General features: G+C 71.7%; 21 protein-coding genes. 11 read left to right on the forward strand and 10 right to left on the reverse strand.

Translation table 11 applies throughout. From position 1 onward, the window contains the following. A partial coding sequence (locus ABD327_RS22295; protein ID WP_344452537.1) for a flavin reductase family protein occupies positions 1-643 on the reverse strand: 643 nt, incomplete at its 3' end. Positions 644-796: 153 nt separating this feature from the next. Between ABD327_RS22295 and ABD327_RS22300 the strand changes: the two genes are divergently transcribed. Further along, positions 797-1,603, forward strand: coding sequence for an IclR family transcriptional regulator (locus tag ABD327_RS22300; protein ID WP_344452538.1), 807 nt, complete (start codon positions 797-799; stop codon positions 1,601-1,603). Positions 1,604-1,606: 3 nt separating this feature from the next. Here the strand turns inward: ABD327_RS22300 and ABD327_RS22305 are convergent, their stop codons facing one another. The 4 genes from ABD327_RS22305 to ABD327_RS22320 form a co-directional block, all read right to left on the reverse strand. Further along, positions 1,607-2,314, reverse strand: a complete 708-nt coding sequence (locus ABD327_RS22305) for a hypothetical protein (protein ID WP_344452539.1) — start codon at positions 2,312-2,314, stop codon at positions 1,607-1,609. Positions 2,315-2,317: 3 nt separating this feature from the next. Further along, complete coding sequence (locus tag ABD327_RS22310) at positions 2,318-3,733, reverse strand: MmgE/PrpD family protein (protein WP_344452541.1); 1,416 nt, start codon at positions 3,731-3,733, stop codon at positions 2,318-2,320. Beyond that, entirely contained in the window at positions 3,726-4,526 is an 801-nt protein-coding gene (locus ABD327_RS22315) for a cyclase family protein (RefSeq protein WP_344452542.1), read from the reverse strand. The genes ABD327_RS22310 and ABD327_RS22315 overlap by 8 nt, the downstream gene beginning before the upstream one ends. 127 nt (positions 4,527-4,653) lie before the next feature. Then, positions 4,654-5,322, reverse strand: a complete 669-nt coding sequence (locus tag ABD327_RS22320) for a class E sortase (protein WP_344452543.1) — start codon at positions 5,320-5,322, stop codon at positions 4,654-4,656. Positions 5,323-5,494: 172 nt separating this feature from the next. On the opposite strand from ABD327_RS22320, the gene ABD327_RS22325 reads away from it, so the two are divergent. From ABD327_RS22325 to ABD327_RS22350, 6 genes are all read left to right on the forward strand, one after another. Then, positions 5,495-6,814, forward strand: coding sequence for a WxL domain-containing protein (locus tag ABD327_RS22325; protein ID WP_344452545.1), 1,320 nt, complete (start codon positions 5,495-5,497; stop codon positions 6,812-6,814). A gap of 95 nt (positions 6,815-6,909) precedes the next feature. Continuing rightward, positions 6,910-7,923 carry a hypothetical protein gene (locus ABD327_RS22330; protein ID WP_344452546.1) on the forward strand — a complete coding sequence of 338 codons (1,014 nt, stop codon included), beginning with the start codon at positions 6,910-6,912 and terminating at the stop codon, positions 7,921-7,923. Beyond that, positions 7,920-8,981: a hypothetical protein gene (locus ABD327_RS22335; protein WP_344452548.1), complete on the forward strand. Its 1,062-nt coding sequence runs from the start codon at positions 7,920-7,922 to the stop codon at positions 8,979-8,981. The genes ABD327_RS22330 and ABD327_RS22335 overlap by 4 nt, the downstream gene beginning before the upstream one ends. Further along, positions 8,968-10,632, forward strand: a complete 1,665-nt coding sequence (locus ABD327_RS22340; protein ID WP_344452549.1) for a hypothetical protein — start codon at positions 8,968-8,970, stop codon at positions 10,630-10,632. Before ABD327_RS22335 ends, ABD327_RS22340 begins: the two co-directional genes overlap by 14 nt. After that, the gene (locus ABD327_RS22345; RefSeq protein WP_344452550.1) at positions 10,629-11,222 is read left to right on the forward strand and encodes a neocarzinostatin apoprotein domain-containing protein; all 594 of its coding nucleotides are present in this window, start codon (positions 10,629-10,631) and stop codon (positions 11,220-11,222) included. The genes ABD327_RS22340 and ABD327_RS22345 overlap by 4 nt, the downstream gene beginning before the upstream one ends. Further along, positions 11,219-11,854: an LPXTG cell wall anchor domain-containing protein gene (locus ABD327_RS22350; RefSeq protein ID WP_344452551.1), complete on the forward strand. Its 636-nt coding sequence runs from the start codon at positions 11,219-11,221 to the stop codon at positions 11,852-11,854. The genes ABD327_RS22345 and ABD327_RS22350 overlap by 4 nt, the downstream gene beginning before the upstream one ends. Before the next feature lie 92 nt (positions 11,855-11,946). On the opposite strand, the gene ABD327_RS22355 is transcribed toward ABD327_RS22350, so the two are convergent. The 3 genes from ABD327_RS22355 to ABD327_RS22365 form a co-directional block, all read right to left on the reverse strand. Continuing rightward, on the reverse strand, positions 11,947-13,185 hold the full coding sequence (locus ABD327_RS22355; protein ID WP_344452552.1) for a DUF4437 domain-containing protein: 1,239 nt from the start codon (positions 13,183-13,185) through the stop codon (positions 11,947-11,949). Positions 13,186-13,192: 7 nt separating this feature from the next. Further along, complete coding sequence (locus ABD327_RS22360) at positions 13,193-14,668, reverse strand: class I adenylate-forming enzyme family protein (RefSeq protein ID WP_344452553.1); 1,476 nt, start codon at positions 14,666-14,668, stop codon at positions 13,193-13,195. Positions 14,669-14,747: 79 nt separating this feature from the next. Further along, a complete protein-coding gene (locus ABD327_RS22365; RefSeq protein ID WP_344452554.1) occupies positions 14,748-15,380 on the reverse strand; it encodes an isochorismatase family protein in 633 nt (210 codons plus the stop codon). 86 nt (positions 15,381-15,466) lie between these two features. On the opposite strand from ABD327_RS22365, the gene ABD327_RS22370 reads away from it, so the two are divergent. The 3 genes from ABD327_RS22370 to ABD327_RS22380 all read left to right on the forward strand — a co-directional run bounded on the left by ABD327_RS22370 (position 15,467) and on the right by ABD327_RS22380 (position 18,380). After that, on the forward strand, positions 15,467-16,153 hold the full coding sequence (locus ABD327_RS22370; RefSeq protein ID WP_344452556.1) for a hypothetical protein: 687 nt from the start codon (positions 15,467-15,469) through the stop codon (positions 16,151-16,153). A 194-nt stretch (positions 16,154-16,347) separates the two neighbouring features. Then, positions 16,348-17,631, forward strand: coding sequence for an acyltransferase family protein (locus tag ABD327_RS22375; RefSeq protein ID WP_344452557.1), 1,284 nt, complete (start codon positions 16,348-16,350; stop codon positions 17,629-17,631). After that, a complete protein-coding gene (locus ABD327_RS22380; protein ID WP_344452558.1) occupies positions 17,628-18,380 on the forward strand; it encodes an MBL fold metallo-hydrolase in 753 nt (250 codons plus the stop codon). The genes ABD327_RS22375 and ABD327_RS22380 overlap by 4 nt, the downstream gene beginning before the upstream one ends. Here the strand turns inward: ABD327_RS22380 and ABD327_RS22385 are convergent. Both ABD327_RS22385 and ABD327_RS22390 read right to left on the reverse strand, forming a co-directional pair. Then, positions 18,377-19,840, reverse strand: a complete 1,464-nt coding sequence (locus ABD327_RS22385) for an arylsulfatase (protein WP_344452559.1) — start codon at positions 19,838-19,840, stop codon at positions 18,377-18,379. The genes ABD327_RS22380 and ABD327_RS22385 overlap by 4 nt on opposite strands. 222 nt (positions 19,841-20,062) lie before the next feature. Then, the gene (locus ABD327_RS22390) at positions 20,063-21,316 is read right to left on the reverse strand and encodes a sulfite oxidase (protein WP_344452560.1); all 1,254 of its coding nucleotides are present in this window, start codon (positions 21,314-21,316) and stop codon (positions 20,063-20,065) included. 238 nt (positions 21,317-21,554) lie between these two features. Here ABD327_RS22390 and ABD327_RS22395 point away from each other — a divergent pair, with 238 nt between their 5' ends. Next, positions 21,555-22,064 (forward strand): hypothetical protein, encoded by a 510-nt coding sequence (locus ABD327_RS22395; protein ID WP_344452561.1) that lies wholly within the window; start codon positions 21,555-21,557, stop codon positions 22,062-22,064. Positions 22,065-22,072: the final 8 nt, after the last annotated feature.

The following is a 22,072-nucleotide window of genomic DNA, read 5'->3' on the forward strand; positions in this document are numbered from 1 at the left end:
AGTCCATCAGTACGGAGCCGGACTCGTCCGGCTCGTCCTCGCGCACCCGGGTGCGCACCCCGGCCTCCCGCACCGCCTTGAGCAGCGGTCCGGCCGCGAGGCCGCGGCGCTCCAGCGCGTCGGCGAGACCGGTGTCGGCGAGGGTGACCTCGGCGGGCAGCGGGTCGGCGAGCTGGCCCCAGCTGCGGGAGTGGAACAGCAGCGGGCCGGTGGCGCGCGGGATGTCGGCGGCGAGCACCTCGCCGACGAAGATCGTGTGGTCCCCGCCCGGGTAGGCGTGCACGACCCGGCAGTCCAGCCAGCCGAGCGCGTTGGCCAGCACGGGCGAGCCCGTCTCGGGGGTCAGCCACTCCTGCCCCTCGAACCGCTCGGCGGGAGGGAGCCGGCCGGCGAAGCGCTGGCCGAGCTCGGCCTGGTCCCGGCCGAGGATGCTGATGCCGAACATGCCGCTGTCGGAGATCAGCTGGTGGCTGTAGAGCCGGGTGTCCAGGCAGACCAGGACCAGCGGAGGGTCGAGGCTGACGCTGGAGAACGAACTGGCCGTCATTCCGTGCCAGTCTTCTCCCGCGACCGTGGTGACCAGGACGACCCCGGTGGGCCACTGTCCGAGCACGGATTTGAAGGTCTCGGCGTCGACCGCCACCTGAGCCCCCCTCGTTTCGCGTATGGAAACACTGTCCCGCAGAAGGTAACAATGCTCCGGATGGGGTGTCAATGCGTTTCCAAGGATGTTTCCCGTAGAGAAACGTGTTGCCTTAGACTTCTCGTGTCGGACCACTTCAGGAGAGGCGAAACCGTGCCTAGGACAGCTTCGACCAAGGGCGATGAGGGCACCGAGGGCCAGAGCAGATCGATCGCCGCGGTGGAACGGGCCATGGACGTGCTGCTGCTGTTCGGGCGCAGCACCAGGCCCGATCTCGGCGTGACGGAGATCGCCACGGAGCTGGGCCTGACCAAGGCCGCCGTCCACCGCATCCTCACCGCGCTGCGCAGCAAGGAGCTCATCACCGTCGATCCGGTGACCCGCCGCTACGCGCTCGGGCACGCCGCGATCTCGCTGGGCCGCGCCTACATGGCGCGGATGGACCTGCGCGCCATGGTGGGCCCCGAACTGCGGCTGCTGTCGCGCCAGACCGGGGAGACCTCCACGCTGTCGGTCCGCCGCGGCGACACCCGCATGTACGTGGACCAGGCGGTGCCCAACCAGGAGCTGCGGATGGAGGTCAGCCTCGGCATCCCCTACCCGCTGCACGCGGGCAGCTCCTCCAAGGCCTTCCTCGCCTTCCTCGACGAGGCCGAGGTCGACGGCTACCTGGCCCGCCACCCGCTGGCCGCCATCACCGACAAGACCATCGTGGACGAGGACGCCCTGCGCGCCGAGCTGGTGCTGATCCGCAAGCGCGGATACGCCACCTCGCTCGGCGAGCGCCAGGAGGGCGCCGCGTCCATCGCGGCGCCGGTCTTCGACCACGACGGCCGGGTGCTGGCCGTGCTGAGCGTCTCCGGCCCCCTGACCAGGTTCAAGTCGCAGATCAGGGAGTACGCCCCGCTGCTGCTCGCCTCGGCGGCGCGGGTCTCCGCTCAGCTCGGCCATCCCGGGTGACCCTTACAGGTTCGCGCCGGGCTTGAGCACGCCCAGGGCCGCGGTGACCAGCACGCTGCCCCAGATGCCCAGCACGTAGGGCACGCAGCCGTCGATCGAGCGCTTGATGGCGTTCTCGGTCTCCGGGCTGCTGCCCTGCGTCATCAGGCCGCCCCAGGCCGGCCCGAACGGCTTGAGCTTGATCCGGATGCCCAGGCCGCAGGCGATCGCCAGCCCGTAGAAGAAGATCTTCCCGGCGAGCCACTTGGGGTTGGTGTCGACGCCGAACGGCTCGGCGGCGAAGAACGCGTAGCCCGCCATGCCGAGCAGCCCGGCGATGAGCCCGATCCGGATCGTCCAGTCCGCGCGCTTCACCCACGGGTACTTCCCGTGCGTGCGGTGGTCGACGATGGTCGAGGCCAGCCAGCCGAACGAGAACACCCAGGTCAGCACCACCAGCGGCCAGCTGAAGACGTCGTAGCCGGCCAGCTCGGCGCCGTGCGGGTCCATCGCCATGAGCGTGAGCCCGCTGGGCAGGAACAGCACCAGGCAGATCTTCGGGCCGAGGTCGAGGCCGTTCATGATGCTCAGCGCGGTGCTGCGCGCGGCCGGAGTGATGTCCGGCTTGATGACGAACCGGCTGGAGTAGTAGACGCCGAGGTCACCGCCCAGCCAGAAGACGAACAGTACGAGGTGGAGGATGATCCACCAACCGTAGGGATGTGCTCCCATCGGTCATTCTCCCGTCGTGAGGGGACCGACCCGAGGGCTGTCCGCGAGAGCCGTGACGGCCCTGGCCAGGGCCTCGGCCTGGTCCTGCGGGACCGCGCGGGCGGCATTGAGCAGGAACTTGGTGCGAAGGTCGGAGGCGGGCAGCGGGTGCCCGGGACCGCCGCGCGAGGAGTCCACCCGGTGCTCCAGGACGGAGCCGCCGCGGGTGGTCACCCGCAGCACCGCGGCGAAGGCGTTGGGGAAGATGTCACTGGCCTTCTCGTCGGCGAAGCAGGTCACCTTGGCGGCCAGCGCGAGTCGTTCGGGGTCCTCGTGCGAGCCGTCGGCGAAGTCGTCCAGGTAGACGCCGAGGCCCCCGCCGCCCAGCAGCGCCGTGGCGATGGTGAACGGGCCGGAGAACTTGGCGTGGTAGGCCGAACGGGGCCTGGCCTTCTCCTCCGGCGGTTCGCCGACGGTGCGCAGCGTCGGCGCGGGGAAGCCCGCCTCGATGGCCGTGATGTCGGCCGGGTCGAGGCCGCCCTCGCGCAGCGCCAGCGCGCAGTCGATGGCCGGATGGGTGAAGTGGTTGGTGGGGTAGGGCTTGTAGACCGTCCGGGTCGTCTCCCAGCGCTCTCCCAGCCCGTCCATCAGCGCGGAGGAGTCGTACGTGCCGTCCAGCCAGGCCTGGAAGAAGCCGAACCGGCCCTCCAGGACGGTCGGCGGCCCGGTCACCCCGGCGGCGGCGAACCCGGCCGCGGCCACGCCTCCGTGCGCCGCCCAGCCGCAGTGGATGCGCTTGACGGTGCCGCCGGTGCGGTTGGCCTCCAGGACGCCCGAGCCCATGCTCGCGGCGATGCCGACGGCCGAGGCGACGCCCTGGGCGTCCAGCCCGTACAGCAGCGCGGCCGCCGCGGCGGCGCCGAGCGTGCCGCAGATGGAGGTGGCGTGCTGGCCCTTCTCGAAGAAGACGGAGTTGCGCAGCTCCCGGTCGTAGGAGGCCATGCCCAGGCGGTTGCAGATCTCGATGCCCGCGGCGACGGCGGCCAGCAGGTGCGCGCCGGAGGATCCGCGTTCCTGCGCGACGGCCAGGGCCGCCGGGACCACCGAGGCGCTGGGGTGCAGCACCGAGGGGAGGTGGGTGTCGTCGAAGTCCAGCGCGTGCGCGTAGGTGCCGTTGACCAGGGCGGCGTTGGGGGAGGGGAGAGTCAGCCCGGTGCCGAGCACCTCGGCCGTGCCGCCCTCGCCCCAGCCCCGCACGGTGGACAGCACCGCGTTGCCGGGATCGGTCTCGGAGGTCTCTTCGGCGCGTCCGGCGAGGCAGTTGCCGACGACGTCCAGGACGCGTTCGGAGACGTCCTGGGCGACCTCGGAGGGGATCCCCTCGTCCCGGCAGCCGACGGCGAACTCCGCCAGCGTCTGGACCTGCGTGAGCTCACTCACCGGCCACCGCCGGGAGCACGGCGAGCGGGCGGACGGGGGCGCCGGTGGCGCCGACGATCGGCAGCGGGTTGAGCACCAGGAGGAACTCCCGCGTGCCGGACTCCAGCAGCGGCAGCAGCCGCATGGTCTCGATGATGTTGATGCCGGACTCGACCAGCAGGATGCGGTGGACCGGCAGCAGTGCGTGGCCCTTGCCGGGCGCCAGGTGCTCGAAGGCGATGGTCTCGCCGCCCGCGGCGCGCACGCCCAGCCCGGCCAGCCACTTGCCCGCGGCGGCGCCGGGACCCGGCACGCCGTCCTTGGCGCCGATGAAGCGCTCGCCGTCCTCCCAGTGCCGCGACCAGCCGGTGCCGATGAGCACCACGTCGCCGGGGCGGATGTCGAGGCCGTCGGCGGCCTTCTCCAGGTCGTCGACGGTCACCTCGTATCCGGCGGGGAGCACCGGCACGCCGTGGACCTTGGCGACGTCCAGCAGCACACCGCGCCCGACGTAGGGCGGGAAGTCGTCGATGCCCATCTCGGCGAAGCCGCGGTGGTCGGAGACGGCCGGCCCGCCCCCGTACAGCAGCCCCTCGTGGGAGACGTGCGCCAGGGCGTCGACATGGGTGCCGACGTGGCCGCCGGTGATGATGATCTCGTTGGCGGCGGATCCTCCGTCGGCCCGGACCATGTCACCGTGACGCCGTTCCAGCAGCATGCGGAACGGCGGGTGGTTGGGTGACTGCGGCATGCCGGTTCGCATGGGCTGGGCGAGGTCGAGGACCGTCGCCCCGGTCAAATCGTTCCAGAGCAAGGTCAGCTCCATGCCTTTCTCGCGCGGTGCCCCGTTGAGGTTATGGAAACGACGTTACCCTGTGAGGAACAGTCGGCGAAAGTCGGCCGAGACGATCCGGGTCCTGCCTGGTGGCGGGCGGGGGGGATCAGGTCATCGCGCGGGGCTCGCTGCGCATCAGCTCGGCGAAGACGATGAGCCGGTAGGCCGCGGAGAACTTCGGGTGGCAGGTGGTGAGCGTCATCCGCGCCTTCTTCGCCTTCGCGCCGGGTTTGCCGGGCACCGAAGCGATGACCGACACGTCCGTGGGCAGCACGACCTTGCTGCCGGTCATCCGGTAGACGTGCGTGGCGGAGGCGGTGTCCACGAGGATCTGGTCCCCGGCCACCAGCTCGTCCAGCCGGTTGAAGGGGCCGCCGTAGGTGGTGCGGTGCCCGCTGAAGACCGTGTTCCCCACCTCGCCGGGCATCGCGGTGCCCGGGTAGTGCCCCGGGCCCTTGGCGAGGTCGGCGTTGCTCACCCCTTCGACGGTGGCGTACCGCCAGCCGGAACCGAAACGGGGGATGCGGATCACCGCGAAGGCCTTGCCCCGCTCGGTGGCGACGACGGTCTTGGGCACGACCTTCGGCCTGCCCGGCTGGGCCGCCGCCGAGACCGTGGTCTGTTTGCGCCACAGCGCGTCGAGTTCGTCGTTGAGGCCCGCCTGGGCGCGGCGGGCGTAGTCGTCCGTCCCCCAAGTCAGGTGGGAGACGAAGAGGGCGATGACGAGGCCTGCGGTGATGAGGAGTTCCGCGACCAGACGTACCACGGTGCGCATGTCCAGGGACGGTATCCCTAGTTTCGGATGGATGGGAAACGAATGATCCCTGAATGAAACGTTTGGGTTTCGCGTCACCCCTTGCCCTTGACAGCGGTCCGTCCGGAGCGGTTCTCTAGGCCCACATTGCGAAACTGTGTTTCCTCTAGCGGAACAAGACGGAGTTCACCCCGTGATGAAGAGACAGGCCGCCCTCAGGGGCCTCGTGGCAGGAGCCACCGCCGTGGCCGCCACGACGGCCGTGGGGGAGCCGGCGCGGGCGGGAACCGGCACCGTGACCTACGACTGCCAGATCTTCGCCAGCCGTTTCACCTACACCGCCGAGGTCCGGGTGAGTGGTCCCCCCTCGCCCGGCGGGGTCGGGGACACCGCCCGGATCGAGGCGGACTTCTCCGACCTCCCAGGAGTCGCGCCGCTCACGGTCGACTCCTGGAGGACGACGGCGAAGCTCGTCGTGTCAGGTGCACAGACGGGAACATACGACCTCACGGGGCCTGAGCGGAAGGGTCCGGTGAAGGAGAAAAAGCCTCTTCCGATCGGCGAGCTCACCGCACGGGTCCCGCTGACGGCCGGAGGGACCCTCGACGTCACCCTCGGTGCCCTCACCATCACGGGCACCTCGTTCGGCATCTCGGTGCAGATCACCTGCGTTCCCAAGGGAAACCCGCCCAAGCTGCTGTCGGTGAAGGTGCGCGGGGAGAGCTCGCCCGTCACCCTGCTGGCCGACCCCGCCACCGTCGCCCCCGGAACCGAGATCAAGATCTCCGGTTCCGGCTGGGGGAGAGGGGCGGTGAAGCTGGCGCTGTGCGACGCCGACGGCACCGACTGCGGTCCGAACCGGCTCACCGACGCCTCCACGGCGGTGGAGGGCGGGAAGCTCACCGGCAGCGCGAAGGTCAAGGACGGCACCGCGACCGGCACCTACAAGATCAAGGCCACCCAGGGCGACATGGTCAAACTGGTGGCCCTCAAGGTGGAGGCCCCCGGTACGGAGGCCGAACCCGACCCTTGCGCCGGCAAAGAACCCGACCAGTGCGGGCAGCAGGACGTCTCGGTGACCGTCGCCGGCGGACCCCTCACACTCGCCCAGGACCCGGGCGAGGTCGTCCTCGACCCCGTCACCCTGGACGGCAGCGTCAAGACCACCACCGGAACGCTCAAGCGGGTGACCGTCAGCGACGCGCGCGGCTCGTCCGTCGGCTGGTCGCTCATCGGCACTCTCAGTGACTTCAAGGGGCCGGCGGGCGCCTCGATCGCGGCGGGGAACCTCAGCTGGACCCCGCAGTGCACCGCGAGGGCCGGCGCGACCCCCGTGGTCACCGGAACCCCCGGAGCGCTCGGCGAGGCGGGCGCGCTGCTGTGCTCGACCGCCGACAGCACCGCGGGACCGGTCGGCGGAACCTACGACGCGGGGGCCGACCTGTCGCTCGAGGTCCCGGCGGCCACCGCCTCCGGGGAGTACGACGCGGTCCTCACCCTCACCCTGTCCTGAAAAGACCCCGATTCTGTCCCCCTACCCCCCTTTGCTCCCCGCTGGGCGAACGCGCCCGCCCGGCGGGGCCATCTTCCCCCGAAGGAGGTGACCACATGATCAGAGTGATCACCGCCCTCGTCGTGCTGCTGTCCGCGCTGGCCCCCGTCTCCCCGGCCCGCGCGGACGGCGAATCCCCGCCGGCCAGCAAGGACGCCAAGGAGCAGCCCGCGGCCGGGACGACCGGAAACGGCTCCTGGGCCGTCGGACCCGCCACCGACAGCAAGACCCTCACCCCGCGGCTGCACTTCACCCTGGAAGGACGCGCGGGCGACGTCATCCGCGACACCGTCCGGATCTGGAACCTCACCGGCAAGAAGATGAAGTTCGAGGTCTACGGAGCGGACGGCTACAACACCGCCCGGGACGGCGCCTTCGCCCTGCGCGGTGCTGAGGAGCCGCAGAAGGGGATCGGCCTGTGGACCAAGGTCGGCAGCCGCGACGTCACCGTCCCCGCCGGCCGCGCCGTCGACGTGCCGTTCATCGTGAACGTCGCGAAGAACGCCACCCCCGGCGACCACATCGGCGGCGTCGTGGTCGCCAACAAGCAGGTCGAAGCGGTCAAGCAGACCGGCGGCACCGTCCTCGGACTGCGCCGTGCCGTCGGCGCCCGGATCTACCTGCGGCTCGAAGGCTCCCTGGTGCCCGGCGCCAAGGTCGAGGGCCTGCGGGTGGAGAACACGAAGCCGGAACTGCCCTGGGGCAGCCCCGTCGGCACCGTGATCAAGTACCGGATCGTCAACGTCGGCAACGTCCGGCTCACCCCCACCGCCCAGATCCGCGCCACCGGCCTCTTCGGCCGGGTCCTGCGCGACTTCCCGGAGCGGGCGATGCCCGAACTGCTCCCGGGAGAGGACGTGGAGGTCGAGCTGAAGTGGCCCGGCGCCCCGCCCGCCGACACCGTGAAGGTCACCGTCGAACTGAAGACCCAGGCCGGCCTGCAATCGGTCGCCCGTACCGGCTACACCTCCCTGCCCTGGCAGACGCTCGTTTCCGTACTCGCCCTCGTCCTCGCGGCCGCCCTGCTCCTGCGGCTGCGTCGGCATCTCATCGCTCGGAGAAACGCATGACCGGCACGCGTCGTCCACGCGTTCTCGCCGCACTCGTGCTGGTGTCCCTGTTCCTGTGGCCCGTGCCGGCCTCGGCGGACCCGGGCGCGAGCGCGGCCCCCGCCGAGGGCGCTCCCGGGACCGTCGTCCAGGTCCGAGGCGCGGGCTGGCCCGTCGGCGTCTCGGTGCAGGTCTCGGTCTGCGGCCGCAACGCCGTCAACGGCTCGGTCGACTGCGACCAGCCCGGCGCGGTCACCGCGCCGGTCGGCCCCGACGGTGTGGTCACCGCCGGGCTCACCGTCAGCGCCCCGCCCGTACCGTGCCCCTGCGTTATCCACATGGTGACGCCGTCGGGCTCGGAGAAGATGACGGTGGACATCCCGTTCACCGTGCTCGGCCACAAGACCGCCGACGTCGTCAAGCAGGAGAACCCCGCCCGGATCGACGTGGTCGACGCCGAACTGCGCGGCAGCGGCGGCGTCAGCGAGCTGTTCGGCTGGCGCACCAAGCGGACGCTGGTGCTCACCGTCCGCAACAACGGTCCGGACCCGGTGACGGACGCCCCGCTGGTCGTCGGCTGGGGCGCGGACGCGACGGCGGAGTCCCCGCTGACCGCGCCGCCCACCGGGACCATCGAACCCGGGGCGACGGCCGTCTACCGGGTACCGGTCGAGCTGCCGCCCGCCTCCTACGGGACGTTCCTGGTCGGCGGCAGGTTCGCGGGCCAGACCGAGTTCGAGGTCAAGTTCACCACCTACCCGTACCTGCTGTTCGCGGTCAACCTGGTCGCGCTCCTGGCGCTGCTCGCAGGAGTGCGCGCCGCCCTGCGCCGCAGGCGCACCCGATCCCGCGGGGCCGCCGCAGACGTTCCCTTCCCGGCCGCGCCGAAGGCGGCCCCGCGCTCGCTCGACCAGACCGCCCTGCTCACCTACCTGGAGAGCAACGCCAGGCGTGCGGACGGCGAGACCCTGGTGATCGACAAGCCCTCCCTGGTGGCCTACCTGAACGGGCCTCCGCTCCTGGACTCCCAGGCCCTCGACCGCTTCCTGAACGATGGAGGGTCCGATGCGTCACGGTGAACGCGTCCACATCGTCGGTTCCGCGGCGGTGGCGCCGCTCGCGCTCGGCTCGCTGATCCTGCTGCGCGAGGGGCTGGGCACCCTGCTCGGATTCCCCGGCGACGTGGTCGGCTACATGGTCGCCATGGGCATGCTGATCGGCGTCGGCGTGTCCCCGTGGGTGCTGCGCGGAGAGGGCCACCCCGTGGTCCGCCGGGTGCTGTGCCTGCTTCCGGGACTCAGCCTGCTGGTGATGGCCGCACTCCCGATCGTCCCGGTGTTCGCCACCCTGGCCATGGTGGTCGGCCTGTGCATACCGACCCTGCTCGCCCTGACCCGGGGCGGTGGCGGGCGCGGCATGGGCTACGCCGGCGTCGCCGGAGCGGTCGGCGCCGTCCTGATCGCCGCCGTGTGGCAGGACCAGCCGCGTCTGGGCCTGGCCGTGGCGGGCGTCTTCGCGGTGTTCTCCGGGGCGTTCTCCGGGCCCGTCCCCGACTCCCGCCGGGCCTTCCGCGAGGTGCGCTGGATGCTGCCCGACTACGCGGCGGTCGGCTGGGCGCTGGGCGCGGTGATCCTGCCCGCCAACCGGCTGTGGCTGTTCCGGTTCGAGCTGTTCGGCGTCGACCGGATGTACTTCCTGTTCGCCGCGGTGATCGCGGGATGCGCACTGGCATTCCTGCTGGGCCGGCTGGTGGACGAGGTCCAGCTGCTGCTGGTGATGGCGGCCGGAGGCATGCTGCTGGTGGCCACCGCGCCGTGGGCGGCGGGGATCGCCGTCGGCGCCGCGGTGACGTTCGGCGCGTCCATGGCGGCGCTCTCCCGGCTCGACCGGCTCGCCGAAGGCAGGGGCGCGGCGCTGAGCGCCACCGCCGCGCTGCTGGGCGGCCTGGCCGCCTACGGCGCGGCGCCGCTGCTGGGAATGTTCGTCGGCTCGGGAAGCGCCATCACCCTGAGCGCCATCCCGCTGGCCCTGCTCATCGTGTGGTCGGTGTACCTCACCCCGGCCACCGAGGCCGCCGGGCCGCCGCTGGCCCTGTGGCGGCTGAGCGACCCCGAGCGCGCCGTCGACCGGCTCGACCTGCGGGCCGAGCCGGGGGAGAAGCTGGCCTTCTACGGGCGCGGATCCGTCGTCCTTCTCGGGCTGCTGTCGGGCGAGGTCAAGGCCGACGGCGGCAGGTTCCTGTCCCGAGGCGTCGACCTCACCCGGGCCGGCGCGGCGCGCAGGGCCGAACTGAAGGTGTGCCACCGGGTGCCCGCCGTGCCCGGAGACGACCGCAGGACGGTCGCCGAACGCCTGGCCGACCTGGCCGTCACCGAGCCGTGGCGGACCAGGGCGGTGCTGGAGATCTTCCCCGCCCTGGACGCCCGGCGAGCGGAGCCGGCCGCGGACCTCGACGAGACCGGCGCGCTGCTGCTGGGCCTGGCCGAGGCGCTGCTGATCCGGCCCCGGATCCTGCTGGCCGACGCCCGGGGTTGCGACCCCGAACTGGCCCCCGTCTTCGACGGGCTGGCCAGGGGCGGCGCGGTGGTGGTGCTCGCCGAGCCGCCGGTGCCGCTGACCGTCGCCCTGGGAGCCCACGCCCACCTGCTGCGGCGCGGCCGCCTGGCGGACGAGCTCCCCCATTCCACCGAAGAAGAACTGACCGCGAGCCTGGACCGAGGACGCCCATGAGAAGAACCGCGCTCCTGGCGCTCGCCGCCGCGCTGGCGCTGACCCCCGCATCCGCTCTCGCCGCACCGGCCGAGAAGGGCCCCGTCCTCGAGCTCAGCAAGGCCGAGGGCATCGCGGAAGGCGACAAGATCAAGGTCAACGGGTCCGGCTTCAAGCCGGGGCTGAAGCAGATCGCGGTCGGCCTGTGCATCGAGGGCTACACCAACGGCCTCAAGCACTGCGATCTGGAAGGCGGGGCCGCCTTCGTGAACGCCGACGGCTCGGGGAAGATCCCCGAGCTCACCCTGACGGTCGCCACCAAGTTCCTGGAATACGACTGCCTCATCCAGCAGTGCGTGGTGGGTGCGGGGCCGATTCCCGGATCGGTGCCCGACGCCATCCAGAAGGCCAACATCGTGACCACACGCCTCGGCTTCGAAGGCGCCACCTTCGAGCCTGAAGCCACCGAGTCCGCGGCACCCGCCGCGGCGGACGCCGACCCCGACGGCGTGGGCGGGCCCTCCGCCCCTCTGTGGTTCGTCACAGCGGGGCTCCTCGTCCTCGTCACCTTCCTCGCCGCCAGGCGCAAGTCCCTCAGGAGGATCACATGAAATTCAGTAAGGTCGCCGCGCTGGGCGCGGCGGCGGTGCTCGTCTGCGCGCCTTCCGCGGCCTCGGCCTCGGCGGCCGCGGCCAAGCTCTCGCTGAGCAAGTCCAGCGGCCTCTCGGTGGGGAGCACGATCAACGTCGTCTCGCTCACCGGCCTGAAGGCCAACCTGACCCAGGTGTACGTCGCCCAGTGCAAGGCCAAGGTCGCCGGCCCCACCGACTGCGAGCTGGGCAGCGCACTGCAGGGCAGCGCCGACGCCAGCGGCACGTGGAAGTCCACCAAGGGGACCGCCATCAAGCTGGTGAAGACGATCAACGGGGTCGACTGCACCTCCAAGGCGGGCGCCTGCATCATCGGCGTCACCAGCCTCACCAACCCCGGCGCCGTCATCGCCACGGCGCCCCTGACGTTCGGCGGGGGCTCCACCACGCCGGACAACGGCTCCAACGACGATTCGGACGACTCGAGCACCGGATCGAACAACGACGACACCACGACCACGACCGACACCGACGCCCTGCCGCAGACCGGCAGCCCTGACGGCATCCCCACCTTCGCGCTGGCGGCCTCGGCCCTGGTGCTCACCGGTGTGGCCGCGCTGTTCCTGGTTCCGCGCCGCCGCCAGGCGGACTGAGCCCGTACGACGAGGAAGGCCCCGGTCCGCAAGGACCGGGGCCTTCCTCGTTTCAGGGGGCCCGCCGGAGCGGGCCCGCCGTCAGCGGATCGTCACATGCCCTCGCCGCTCCAGCGGCCGGCCGAGCGGCTGCGCACCGGGAGGGTGGACAGGATCGGGGCGGGGATGGGGTCTCCCTGCTTCCACTGCCGTCCCGCGCCCCAGTTGTGGCTGAGTTCGTCGGTGCGCTCGTCGGCGTGCTCCAGGGAGGCCGGGTCCGCGCCCCAGTCGAGGGCGGGCGTCTCGGGCTCGTGGGAGTGGTCGTGCCCGTGGTCGTGGTCATGGTCGTGCGAGTGGCCGTGACCGCCGTGCCCGCCCTGCAGGGCGGCCGCGTCCAGGGCCTTGGCGAGCGCGATGACGCTCTTGTCGATGCCGGTGCCGTGCGGGACGAACGGGGCGTCCATCTCGCCCTGGGCGTGCTGGTAGGCCACGGAGGCGGCGAGCTCCTCGTGGTCGCGCTCCGAGCGTCCGTCGGGGCCGAGGTCGTGCGAGGACGTCGACCAGCGCATCCGGCTGCCGTTCGGTCCGTAGTTCACGGCCTCGCCGCCCCAGCGCAGCCACTCGTTCTGGGTGTACCAGTTCATCAGCTCGCCGTCGGAGCGCAGCAGCCAGGTCGCGCCGCCCTCCTGGGTGGTGAAGTGGCCGTGCTTGACCCGCGCCGGACGGAAGAAGTAGGTGCCCAGGTCGAGGGTGCCGAAGTTGTACTCCATGTGGCCCTGCGTGGTGTAGGCCTCTTCGTAGCAGGGGTGGTGGGCCAGCCGGTGGTCGGTCCAGCCCTCCTGGGCGTGCACGAGGCGGGTGTAGAAGCCGGTCGCCGGGTCCACGTGCAGGTACTTGATGAACAGGCCCGGCATCGGCCCGGCGTTGGGCACCGCGTCCCAGTTCATCGCCTCGGTGTCCATGACGATGATCTCTTCACGGGAGTCCTCCCAGCGGGAGGCTCCGGCGTCGAAGCCGGCGTCGCCGTACTCGCGGTAGTGCAGCACCTTGGAGCCCTCGGAGAACACCAGCGCCTCGGCCGGGACGCCCTTCGGGACGTAGAGGTAGGCGCCCTTTCCGTATTCCTTGCCCGCGTACGTCATCGAGCCTTCGAGGACGTAGAACTCGGTGTTGGCGTGGTGGACGCCCGGTCCGCGCCCCCAGCGGGTGTGGAAGTCGACCCGCAGCGAGCAGGAGCCGTCCTCTTCGTCCACCGAGAGGCGGCGCTCGCTGGCGCGGCCTTCGCCGCCGATCAGCTCCGCGCCGTGCCAGACGTAGTCGTTCTCCTGGATCAGTTCGACGTGTGGCCGCATATGTGTTTCAGTCCTTCCGCAGTTCGCGCTTGAGGATCTTGCCCGCCGCGTTGCGCGGCAGGGTGGTCAGGAACTCCACCTGGCGCGGCACCTTGGGGCCGGACAGGACGGCCCGGCAGTGCTCCACGAGCGCGTCCGGGTCGGGGGAGTGGCCGGGCAGGGGGACGACGAAGGCGGTGACCCGCTCGCCCCAGCGCTCGTCCGGGAGGCCTACAACGGCGGCTTCGGCGACTCCGGGGCAGGAGCCGAGGACCTCCTCCACCTCGCGGGGCGCGATGTTGACGCCGCCGGAGATGATCATGTCCTTCTTGCGGTCCACGATGGTGACGAACCCGTCGGCGTCCTGCACCGCGATGTCGCCGGAGCGGTAGAAGCCGTCCTCGGTGAGCGCCTCGGAGGTGGCCTCCGGGTTCTTCAGGTAGCCGTTCATCAGGAAGGGGGAGCGTGAGCACAGCTCGCCGCGCTCGCCGCGCGGCACCTCGGCGCCGTCGTCGTCGAGGACCTTCAGCTCGGTGAGGAACCAGGGCGGGCCGACGGAGCCCGGCTTGCGCAGCGCGTCGGCGGGCCGGCAGTCGGTGACGATGCCGCCCTCGGTCGAGCCGTACAGCTCGTGCACGCCCGCGCCGGGGAAGGCCGACATGACCCATTCCTTGAGCGTGACGGGCAGCGCCGCGGCGTTGAAGAACAGGGTGTCGAGGCTGGAGACGTCGTAGCGGTCCATCAGCCCGGAGGCGCGGAGCTGGTGGGCGTGGGTGGGGACGAGGAAGACGCTCTGCGCCCTGGTCTCGGCGACCAGCGACAGCAGCGCCTCGGCGCTGAAGGAGCGCAGCATCACCACGGTGCCGCCGGTGAAGACCGGGGCGTAGCCGAAGGCGAAACCCGCCCCGTGGTACATCGGCGCGACCGCGACGCTGGTGCGTCCCGGGCCGAGGTTCCACTCCAGCGCCGCGCAGTAGAAGGTGAGCGTGCGGGATCGGTGGCTGATCAGGACGCCCTTGGGGCGGCCGGTGGTGCCGGAGGTGTAGACGATGGTGAACGGGTCGGTCTCCCGGACGGGGACGCGCGGGTCCACCGGGGAGGCCGCCGCGAGGAACTCCTCGTAGCCGCCGTCCACCGAGACCAGGACCGGGGGAGGGGTCTCGACGGAGCCGAGCAGCGCCTGGTCGGCGATCAGGGCGGCGCACTCGGAGTGCTCCAGGACGTAGGCGTTCTCGGCCGCGGTGGAGCGGGTGCCCAGCGGGACCATCACCAGGCCCGCCTTGGCCAGTCCGGCGGCGATCTCGGGCCATTCCAGCCGGTTGCCCAGCAGGACGCCGACCCGGGAGCCGGGGGCCAGCCCCGCCGCCAGCAGCCCGTCGGCGAGCCTGCTGGAGCGGTCATGCACCTCGGCGAAGGTGAGGCGGCGCGGTCCGTCGATCACGGCGACCGCGCCGGGGCTGCTGACCGCGAACTCCCTGATCCCGCCCGCTATCGAAAGCTGCACCCGCGCCTCCAGAATCGTTTCGCATAGGGAAACTGTGTTCCATTATTGGCAGTAGCATGGTATCCCGGAGGCCACCTCGTCAAGGCGTGCGGGGGAGTCGCGCCAGCAGTCCGGCGGCCTCGTCGAGGGAGACCACTTCGGTGTACTTGTGCCGGAGGTCGAACAGCGCGGCCTCGTGCGGGCGCGGGTCGCGGTCTCCGCAGGCGTCGGCGACCACGTAGGGGACGAAGCCGTGCTGCAGGGCGTCCACCCCGGTGGCGCGGACGCAGCCGCTGGTGGACAGGCCGCAGATCAGCAGGGTGTCGACGGACATCGAGGTGAGGGTCGCGGCGAGACTGGTGCCGAAGAACGCGCTGGCGTACTGCTTGGTCACCACGACGTCGCCCTCGCGCGGCGTCAGTTCCGGCACGAACTCACCGTAGGGGCCTCCGCGCTGGAAGGCGGCGAGCGCCGGGACCTTGCGGTAGAACAGGCCGCCGTCCGCCCCGCCGGGCAGGTATTCCACCTTGGTGAAGACGACGGGCACGCCGTTCTCGCGGGCGGCGGCGACCAGTTCGGCCCCGGCGGCCACGGCGTCCTCGACCCCGGCGTACAGGGGAGAGTCCTTCTCCAGGTACGCCTTCACCATGTCCACCACGAGGACGGCGGGGCGCCGTCCGAACGGTAGATTCCCCCCGAATCCCGCTTTTTCGTAATCCTGTTCCAGATTCATTGCGTATCCCTTCTTTCACTTCCCTCCAGCATAGGGATCTGTATCCTCAAGCGAAACATTGTTTCCCTCACTTGGGGAGTTGGTCCATGCGACACGGAATCGGGCGGGGACTCCTCGCCCTGGGGACGGCGGGCAGTTTCCTGGCCGTCCTCTCCGGCGCCTCCTCCGCGTCCGCGGCGGCACCGGTCGGCGACCTGTGCCTGCGCGCGCAACAGCAGACCGCCAAGCTCGACCAGGCCGCCTTCCAGAACGCCGGAGGTGAGCTGAGCAACATTGATTATCCCGACAAGACCTCTTTTGAGAAGTCCAAGCCCACCGAGAAGCCCCTCGTCGTCGGGTCCTACGTGACCTACGAGGACGCGGAGGGGACGCTGCCCAAGCAGATCCGCTGCAAGAGCAAGAGGTCCGACCACCTGCAGCTGGTCTACGGCGAAGCCGTGGCCGGCCCTGAGCAGGAGTGCAGGACGGTCAACCAGACCACGCTTCAGGAGGTCGACGCCTCCTTCACCGCGGCGGAGCGGGCCTCCCTGGCCTACCCGGCCTCGAAGGTCGTGGTCGACGGCGACATCCCGGCCTTCACCGGCTGGGACTGGCTGTGGGACTTCCCCCCGGCCTACAAGGGCTGGGACGGCAAGATCCACCTTCCGTCGCGCTCGCTGTCCGTGCCGTGGACGTGGAACGCCCTGCCCGAGAGCTTCCGCGGCCAGCACTACTGCACGTTCGTCGCGCCCTCGTACCTCAAGAGGATGATGCTGGGCCAGGCGACCGTCTGACCGGGAACCGACGCGGTTCTGAATCCAGGTTCTCCCCTTCGAGGATCCGTCCTCACCCAGGAGCGCCCCCACCTGCGGATTTCCGCCGGCCGAGGGGCGCTCCGCCGTCTCCGCCGCCGCATCGATGCGGCGAAGAGTGCTTCTTGATGCTGTTTGCTCCCCGTGTCGCGGTTGGAGACGCATACGCTGTCCAGATGTCTCAGGTGACCACGCGCCCCCCGTCGGTCGTGCCCGCGGCTTCCCCCGACCCCCGGGAGGCGTCTCGCCTGGGCTGGCTCGACCTGCTCAGAGGGATCGCCGCGCTGATGGTGGCACTGCAGCACGCCATGTACTACTTCACCCCCGCCGCGTGGACGCAGATGTCGCGCTGGGTCGACCCGGGCAAGTACGGGGTCCTGCTGTTCTTCCTGATCAGCGGCTACATCATCCCCGCCTCGCTGGAGAGGCGGGGCAGCGTGCGCGACTTCTGGACGGGGCGGGTCCTGCGGATCTACCCGATGCTGCTGGTGACCTGCGCGCTGCTGCTGGTCCCCCTCTCCCTGGGCTGGTTCGCGCCGCGCCGCGAGACCGAGGGCATGGACCCGCTGGTGGGGGCGGTGGCGCACCTGACCATGCTGCAGGACCTGCTGGCCGTCCCGAACCTGCTCAACGTGCTGTGGACCCTCTCCTACGAGATGGTCTTCTACCTGCTGGTCGTCGCCCTGTTCGCCACCGGGACGCACCGGCGCTCGGCGGACCTCGCGGTGGGCTTCGCGGTGGGCGCGGTGCTGCTCGGCGGCGTGCTTCCCCGGGTCCTGCTCTCGGAGGCCTTCGGCACCGGCCCCGTCGTCCTCGTCACCGCCGCGGTCCTCGTCGCGGCGATCGGGGCGTCGGTCTCCGGACGGCCCGCGCCGGCGCGCTGGGGCGCGGTCGCCGGGGGAGCGCTGGGACTGGTGCTCATCCTCGTCAACGGGCGGCCCGGCACGTGGGAGACCCTGTCCATCTTCGCCGTCATGTTCCTGGGCACCGCGGTGTACCGCGCTGAACAAGGGCAGATCTCCAGAAATCGGGCGCTGTGGTCCGCCGTGCTGGTGTTCGGCTGCGCCATCGCGGCGGGCCTGCTCAACGCGGACCAGTGGCTGACCGGCGCCGCGGTCACCGAGCTCCGGCTGATCTGGACGGGCTCGCTCCTGCTGGCCGCCCTGAGCTTCTGGGCGGGACGGCGGCTCCGGCACCGCCGCGCCCCCCGCGCCCTGACCGCCCTCGGCACGATCAGCTTCTCGCTGTACCTCGTGCACCCGGTGCTGCTCATGGCGGTCGAGGCCCTGCTGGGCGACCGCGGCACCCACCGGTGGGGCGTACCCGGGCTGGCGGCCTTCATCCTGGCGCTCGTGGCGGTGAGCTTCCTGACGTACCGGTACGTCGAGGCCCCCTTCCAGCGACTCGGCCGCCGCCTGGTCCGCCGGGAGCGGCCGGAACCGGTAGAAGAGAGAGCGTGAAACCTCCTCTCCTCACCCGGGTCGCCGACGGCGTGCACTTCGTGCGCACCGGAGCGGTCAACTGGACGATCCTCACCGAAGGCCGCGACGTCACCCTGGTCGACGCCGGATACCCGGGCGACCTGCCGGCCGTCCTGTGGGCGCTGGAAAGGCTCGGCCGCCGCCCGGAGCAGATCGGCGCGGTCCTGGTCACCCACGCGCACGTCGACCACATCGGCTCCCTGCCGCGGCTGCTGTCGCGGGCGCCCGACGCCAGGGTCCTCACCTCCGGGACCGAGGCGCGCCACGCGCGGCGCGAGTTCCTCGAGCAGGCCACGCCGCTGGACGTCGCCGCCAACCTGTGGCGTCCGGGATTCCCGTCGTGGACGCTGCACATCATGCGCGCGGGCGCGTTGAAGGACGTCCGCGTGCCCCGTGCCGAGGCCTTTCCCGGCCCCGGGCCCCTGGACGTCCCCGGCCGTCCGGTGCCCGTCCTCACTCCCGGGCACACCAGCGGCCACACCTGCTACCACCTGCCGGAAGCCGGGGCGCTCCTCACCGGGGACGCGCTGGTGACCGCCCACCCGACGTCGCGGACCGACGGCCCCCAGCTCCTGCCGTCGCTGTTCCACCACGACGAGGCGGCCGCCCGCGCGGCGCTGGACCTGCTCGCGCCGCTGCCCGCGGGGCTCCTGCTGCCCGGCCACGGGCCGCACCTCGCCCTCTCCCCGGCCGAGGCCGTCGCCGTCGTCCGGGGCGGGGACGGTTAGGCGGGGGCGCCGGTGACGGGTCTCTGCTGCGTGAGGTCCGGCGGCACCCAGGCCTCGCGCATGTAGGCGGCGCCCCGCTCGACCACGGAGGGTTGCCGGGAGGCGACGTCCTCGCTCTCCCACGGGTCGTCGAAGAGGTCGTAGAGCTCGTACGTCCAGCCGGGACCCGGGCGGCTGTAGTCGGGGGAGGGGCCCCAGCCGATGAGCTTCCAGCGGTCGAACCGCACCGCGGCGGAGACGTTCAGGCCCCGCTCGTCCTCCTCCGCGCGGTGGGCCGGAGTGCTGCCGACGTGCAGGCGCAGCCAGTACAGGTACGGGTGCACCGAAACCTCGCCCTCGCCGGTGAAGACGGGGCGCAGGGAGAAGCCGTCGGTGGCGTCGGGAGGCGGGACCTCCGCAAAGTCGGCGAGCGTGGTGAGCAGGTCGTAGTGCGCGGTCGGGTGCTCGACCGTGGTCCCGGCGGTGCGCTGGAACATGCCGGGCGCCCAGGCGATGAACGGGACCCTGATGCCGCCCTCGTAGAGGTTGCGCTTGAGCCCGCGGAACGGCCCGGCCGCCTGGAAGAAGTCCGGATGGACGCCCCGCTCCTGGTGCGGGCCGTTGTCGCTGGTGAAGATGACGACGGTGTTCTCGTCCAGCCCCTGGGTGCGCAGTTCGTCGACGAGGGTGCCCACGTAGGTGTCGAGCAGGGTGATCTGCGCGGCGTGCGCGGCGTCCTCGGGATCCCAGCCCAGGCCGGAGTACTCCCCGAGCCGGGGAGCGGCCGAGGGCGCGTGCGGCAGCGGCAGGGTGAGCGTGAGCAGGAACGGCTCGCGGTTGGGCTCGCGCAGGAAGTCCAGGGCCCGCCGCATGATGAGGTCGGGCCCGAAGAGCATGCCGCTCTCGCCCTGGTTGCCCGGCACCGGGACCAGTTCCTCGTTGTGCCACAGCGCGCGCGGGTAGTAGTAGTGCGCCGAGCGGTGGGTGAGGTAGCCGAAGAACTCCTCGAACCCGTAGGAGTTGGGGTGCTCGGGGCCCGCCTGGTCGGGGCCGAAGCCCCACTTGCCGAACAGGCCGGTGCGGTAGCCGCTCTCGCGCAGCAGCGTGGCGAAGGTCGGCACGCCCTGCAGCGGCAGGTCCTGTCCCTGCGGGGGGTTGCGGCGCACCGGCGCGTGCCCGCTGTGCAGGCCGGTGAGCAGCGAGGCCCTGGCGGGTGCGCAGACCGGGGCCGCGGCGTAGGCGTGGGTGAAGCGCAGCCCCTCGGCGGCCAGCCGGTCGATGCGCGGGGTGCGGATCTTCTGCTGCCCGTAGCAGCCGAGCTGGCCGTAGCCGAGGTCGTCGGCGAGCACGACGATGAAGTTCGGACGCCGGGCCGGAACGGGGGAGGCGGCGTCGCGCTCCTCAGGGGCGGCGGAGGTCCCGGGCGCCCGGGAGACGGGCCAGGCCGCGACCCCGACCGCGCCCGCAGCCAGACCGCCCATCCCCATCAGGAAGCGGCGCCTGTTCGGCGAGGTTGAGATCATAGGTCGAGCTCCGAGCGGTCAAGCGGGGGGTGGCGCCAGCAAGCTTAGAGCACCGCTGATCATTTGGCGTCCGGTTCGCACCCTTGTCAGCCCCTCGCCCTGCCCGGTTCCCCCTCTCCGCACACCGGAGTCCTTCCAGTATGGCGGAGGACTCCGCTCCGGCCCAGCGTCCGGGACCGGTCAGACGACCGTCACCGGATGGCGGACGACCGCGTCGAAGATGTACCCGAGGGTGTTGTGCGGCGTCGTGTCCGGCTGGCGGGCCCCCGTCACGTCGGTGGCGCGGGCGAGCAGCTCGTGGGAGCCGGCCGCGGGGCGGTTCCAGGTGTAGCGCCACCGCTGCCAGGCGTTCGGGGCGTGGGCGCCCTCCAGTTCGGCGGGACGCCAGGTGGCGCCTCCGTCGACGCTGACGTCGACCCGCCGGATCGGGGCGTTGCCCGACCACGAGCGTCCGGTGAGCTCCACCTTCCTCCCCGCCGGGAGCCGCGCGTTCCACGCGAGTTCGAAGGCGCTCTTGACGCCCTGCTTCGTGATGGGGGCGCTGCCCTCCGCGGGGTAGGACGGGCCGAAGAACCGGTAGTACTGGGTGTTCCAGGGGGAGAAGAGAGGTTCGGCGGCGACCTGGATGTCGCCGACCCACTTGATGGACGCGATCCCCGCCCAGCCCGGGACCACCAGGCGCAGCGGGAAGCCGTGGTCCGGCGGCAGCGGCCGCCCGTTCAGCTCGTAGGCCAGCAGCACGTCCTTCAGCGCCTTGGCGACCGGAAGGGGGCGGCGTACCCGGCCCTGGTTGACGCCCTTGTCGACGAACTCGGCGTCCAGCCCTGACGGCAGGATGTCCACCGCCTCCGGGGTGATGCCCGCGCGCCGGAGGACGGTCGACAGCGGAACGCCCCGCCAGCGGCCGACGCCGATCGCGCCGAGCTTCCAGGAGGTGCCGCTGACGGCCTGCCCCTGCTGGCTGGTGAAGAAGCTGCGGGCGTTGCCGGTGCACTCGACGGCCGTGGTGACCGTCTCGGCGCGCAGGGAGCGCAGGTCGTCGTAGCCGAACTCGACGGCCCGGTCCTGGCCGGGCGCGCCGCGCAGCCCGCTGCCCCACAGCCTGAGGCGGTAGGCGGCGGGGTCTATCTCGGGGGTGGCGGTGTGGTTGCGGACGAAGAAGCGCTCGGCGGGGGTGAGGAAGTCCCGGGTGCGCACGGAGTCCCAGCGCATCTCGGCGTTCGTGCCGTAGGAGACGAACCATTCGGGGGGCAGCGGTTTGACGATCGGTCCGGCTTCGGCGGCGCCGGCGGGGGCCGCGGGGACGGCGGCGGCCACGGCCGCTCCGGCGCCCAGGACGGCCGAGCCGCGCAGCAGGCCGCGCCGTGACAGGTGCCGCCACTGGCGGGTGCGGACGGCGTCGTAGACGTGTTCGTCGGTGAGGTCATGATCCATGCGGTCGATCGTCACCGGGATTTCCTGCTAAGTCAACCGGGTTGGTTGGTTATGTCGGGAGTGTCCGCGACCCGGTCGCGGGCACCCCGGGGGGGCCGGGTTACGGTCACGTAGGAGATACTATATTTCACTTTCCGTTATCGGATGGAGGGGACATGCGAGGCCGGTTCTCGCCGGGGCGGGACGTCCCGGCGGCGCGCCAGGAGCGTCCCGCCCGGTGATCTGGGCGCGGAGGTCGATGAGTGTCCTGGTGGGGGCGGCCGGGGCGTTCGTCGTGGTGATCTGCATGGCGGGCCTGGTGACGATTCCGCAGCAGGTGGCCGAGAACCCGCCGCCCTCGCCGGGCCGGGAGGCCGGCGCCGCCACCGCGCTGGTCGTCTTCCCGCTGGTGGTGTCCACCGGGGTGCTGGCGGGCATCCTGCTGCTCTGGGCGGGCGTGCGCGGGGTGCGCTCGGCCGCCGATCCCCCGCTCTGGTGCCGTCGGCAGCGGACGGCGCTGTGGTCCTGCCTGGTCGGCGGGCTCCTGGCCCTGTTCATCTTCGCCTTCGCGGACGCGCCCTGGACGGGCCTGATGCCCGGATCTCGCCGGTGGGGCATCGTGACCCTCATCTTCTACAGCGCCCTGGCCTTCCTGCTGATCATCGTGCTCTCCCTCCAGGAGGAGGAGCGCCCCCTGCGCGCGGAGGCGTCCCGCGCCTCCGGACGGGACGCGCGAGGGCGGTACCCGCCGGACGACGGAGACGGATGACCCGGCCC

It is taken from the genome of Actinocorallia aurantiaca (assembly GCF_039533685.1).
Classification (GTDB): domain Bacteria; phylum Actinomycetota; class Actinomycetes; order Streptosporangiales; family Streptosporangiaceae; genus Actinocorallia; species Actinocorallia aurantiaca.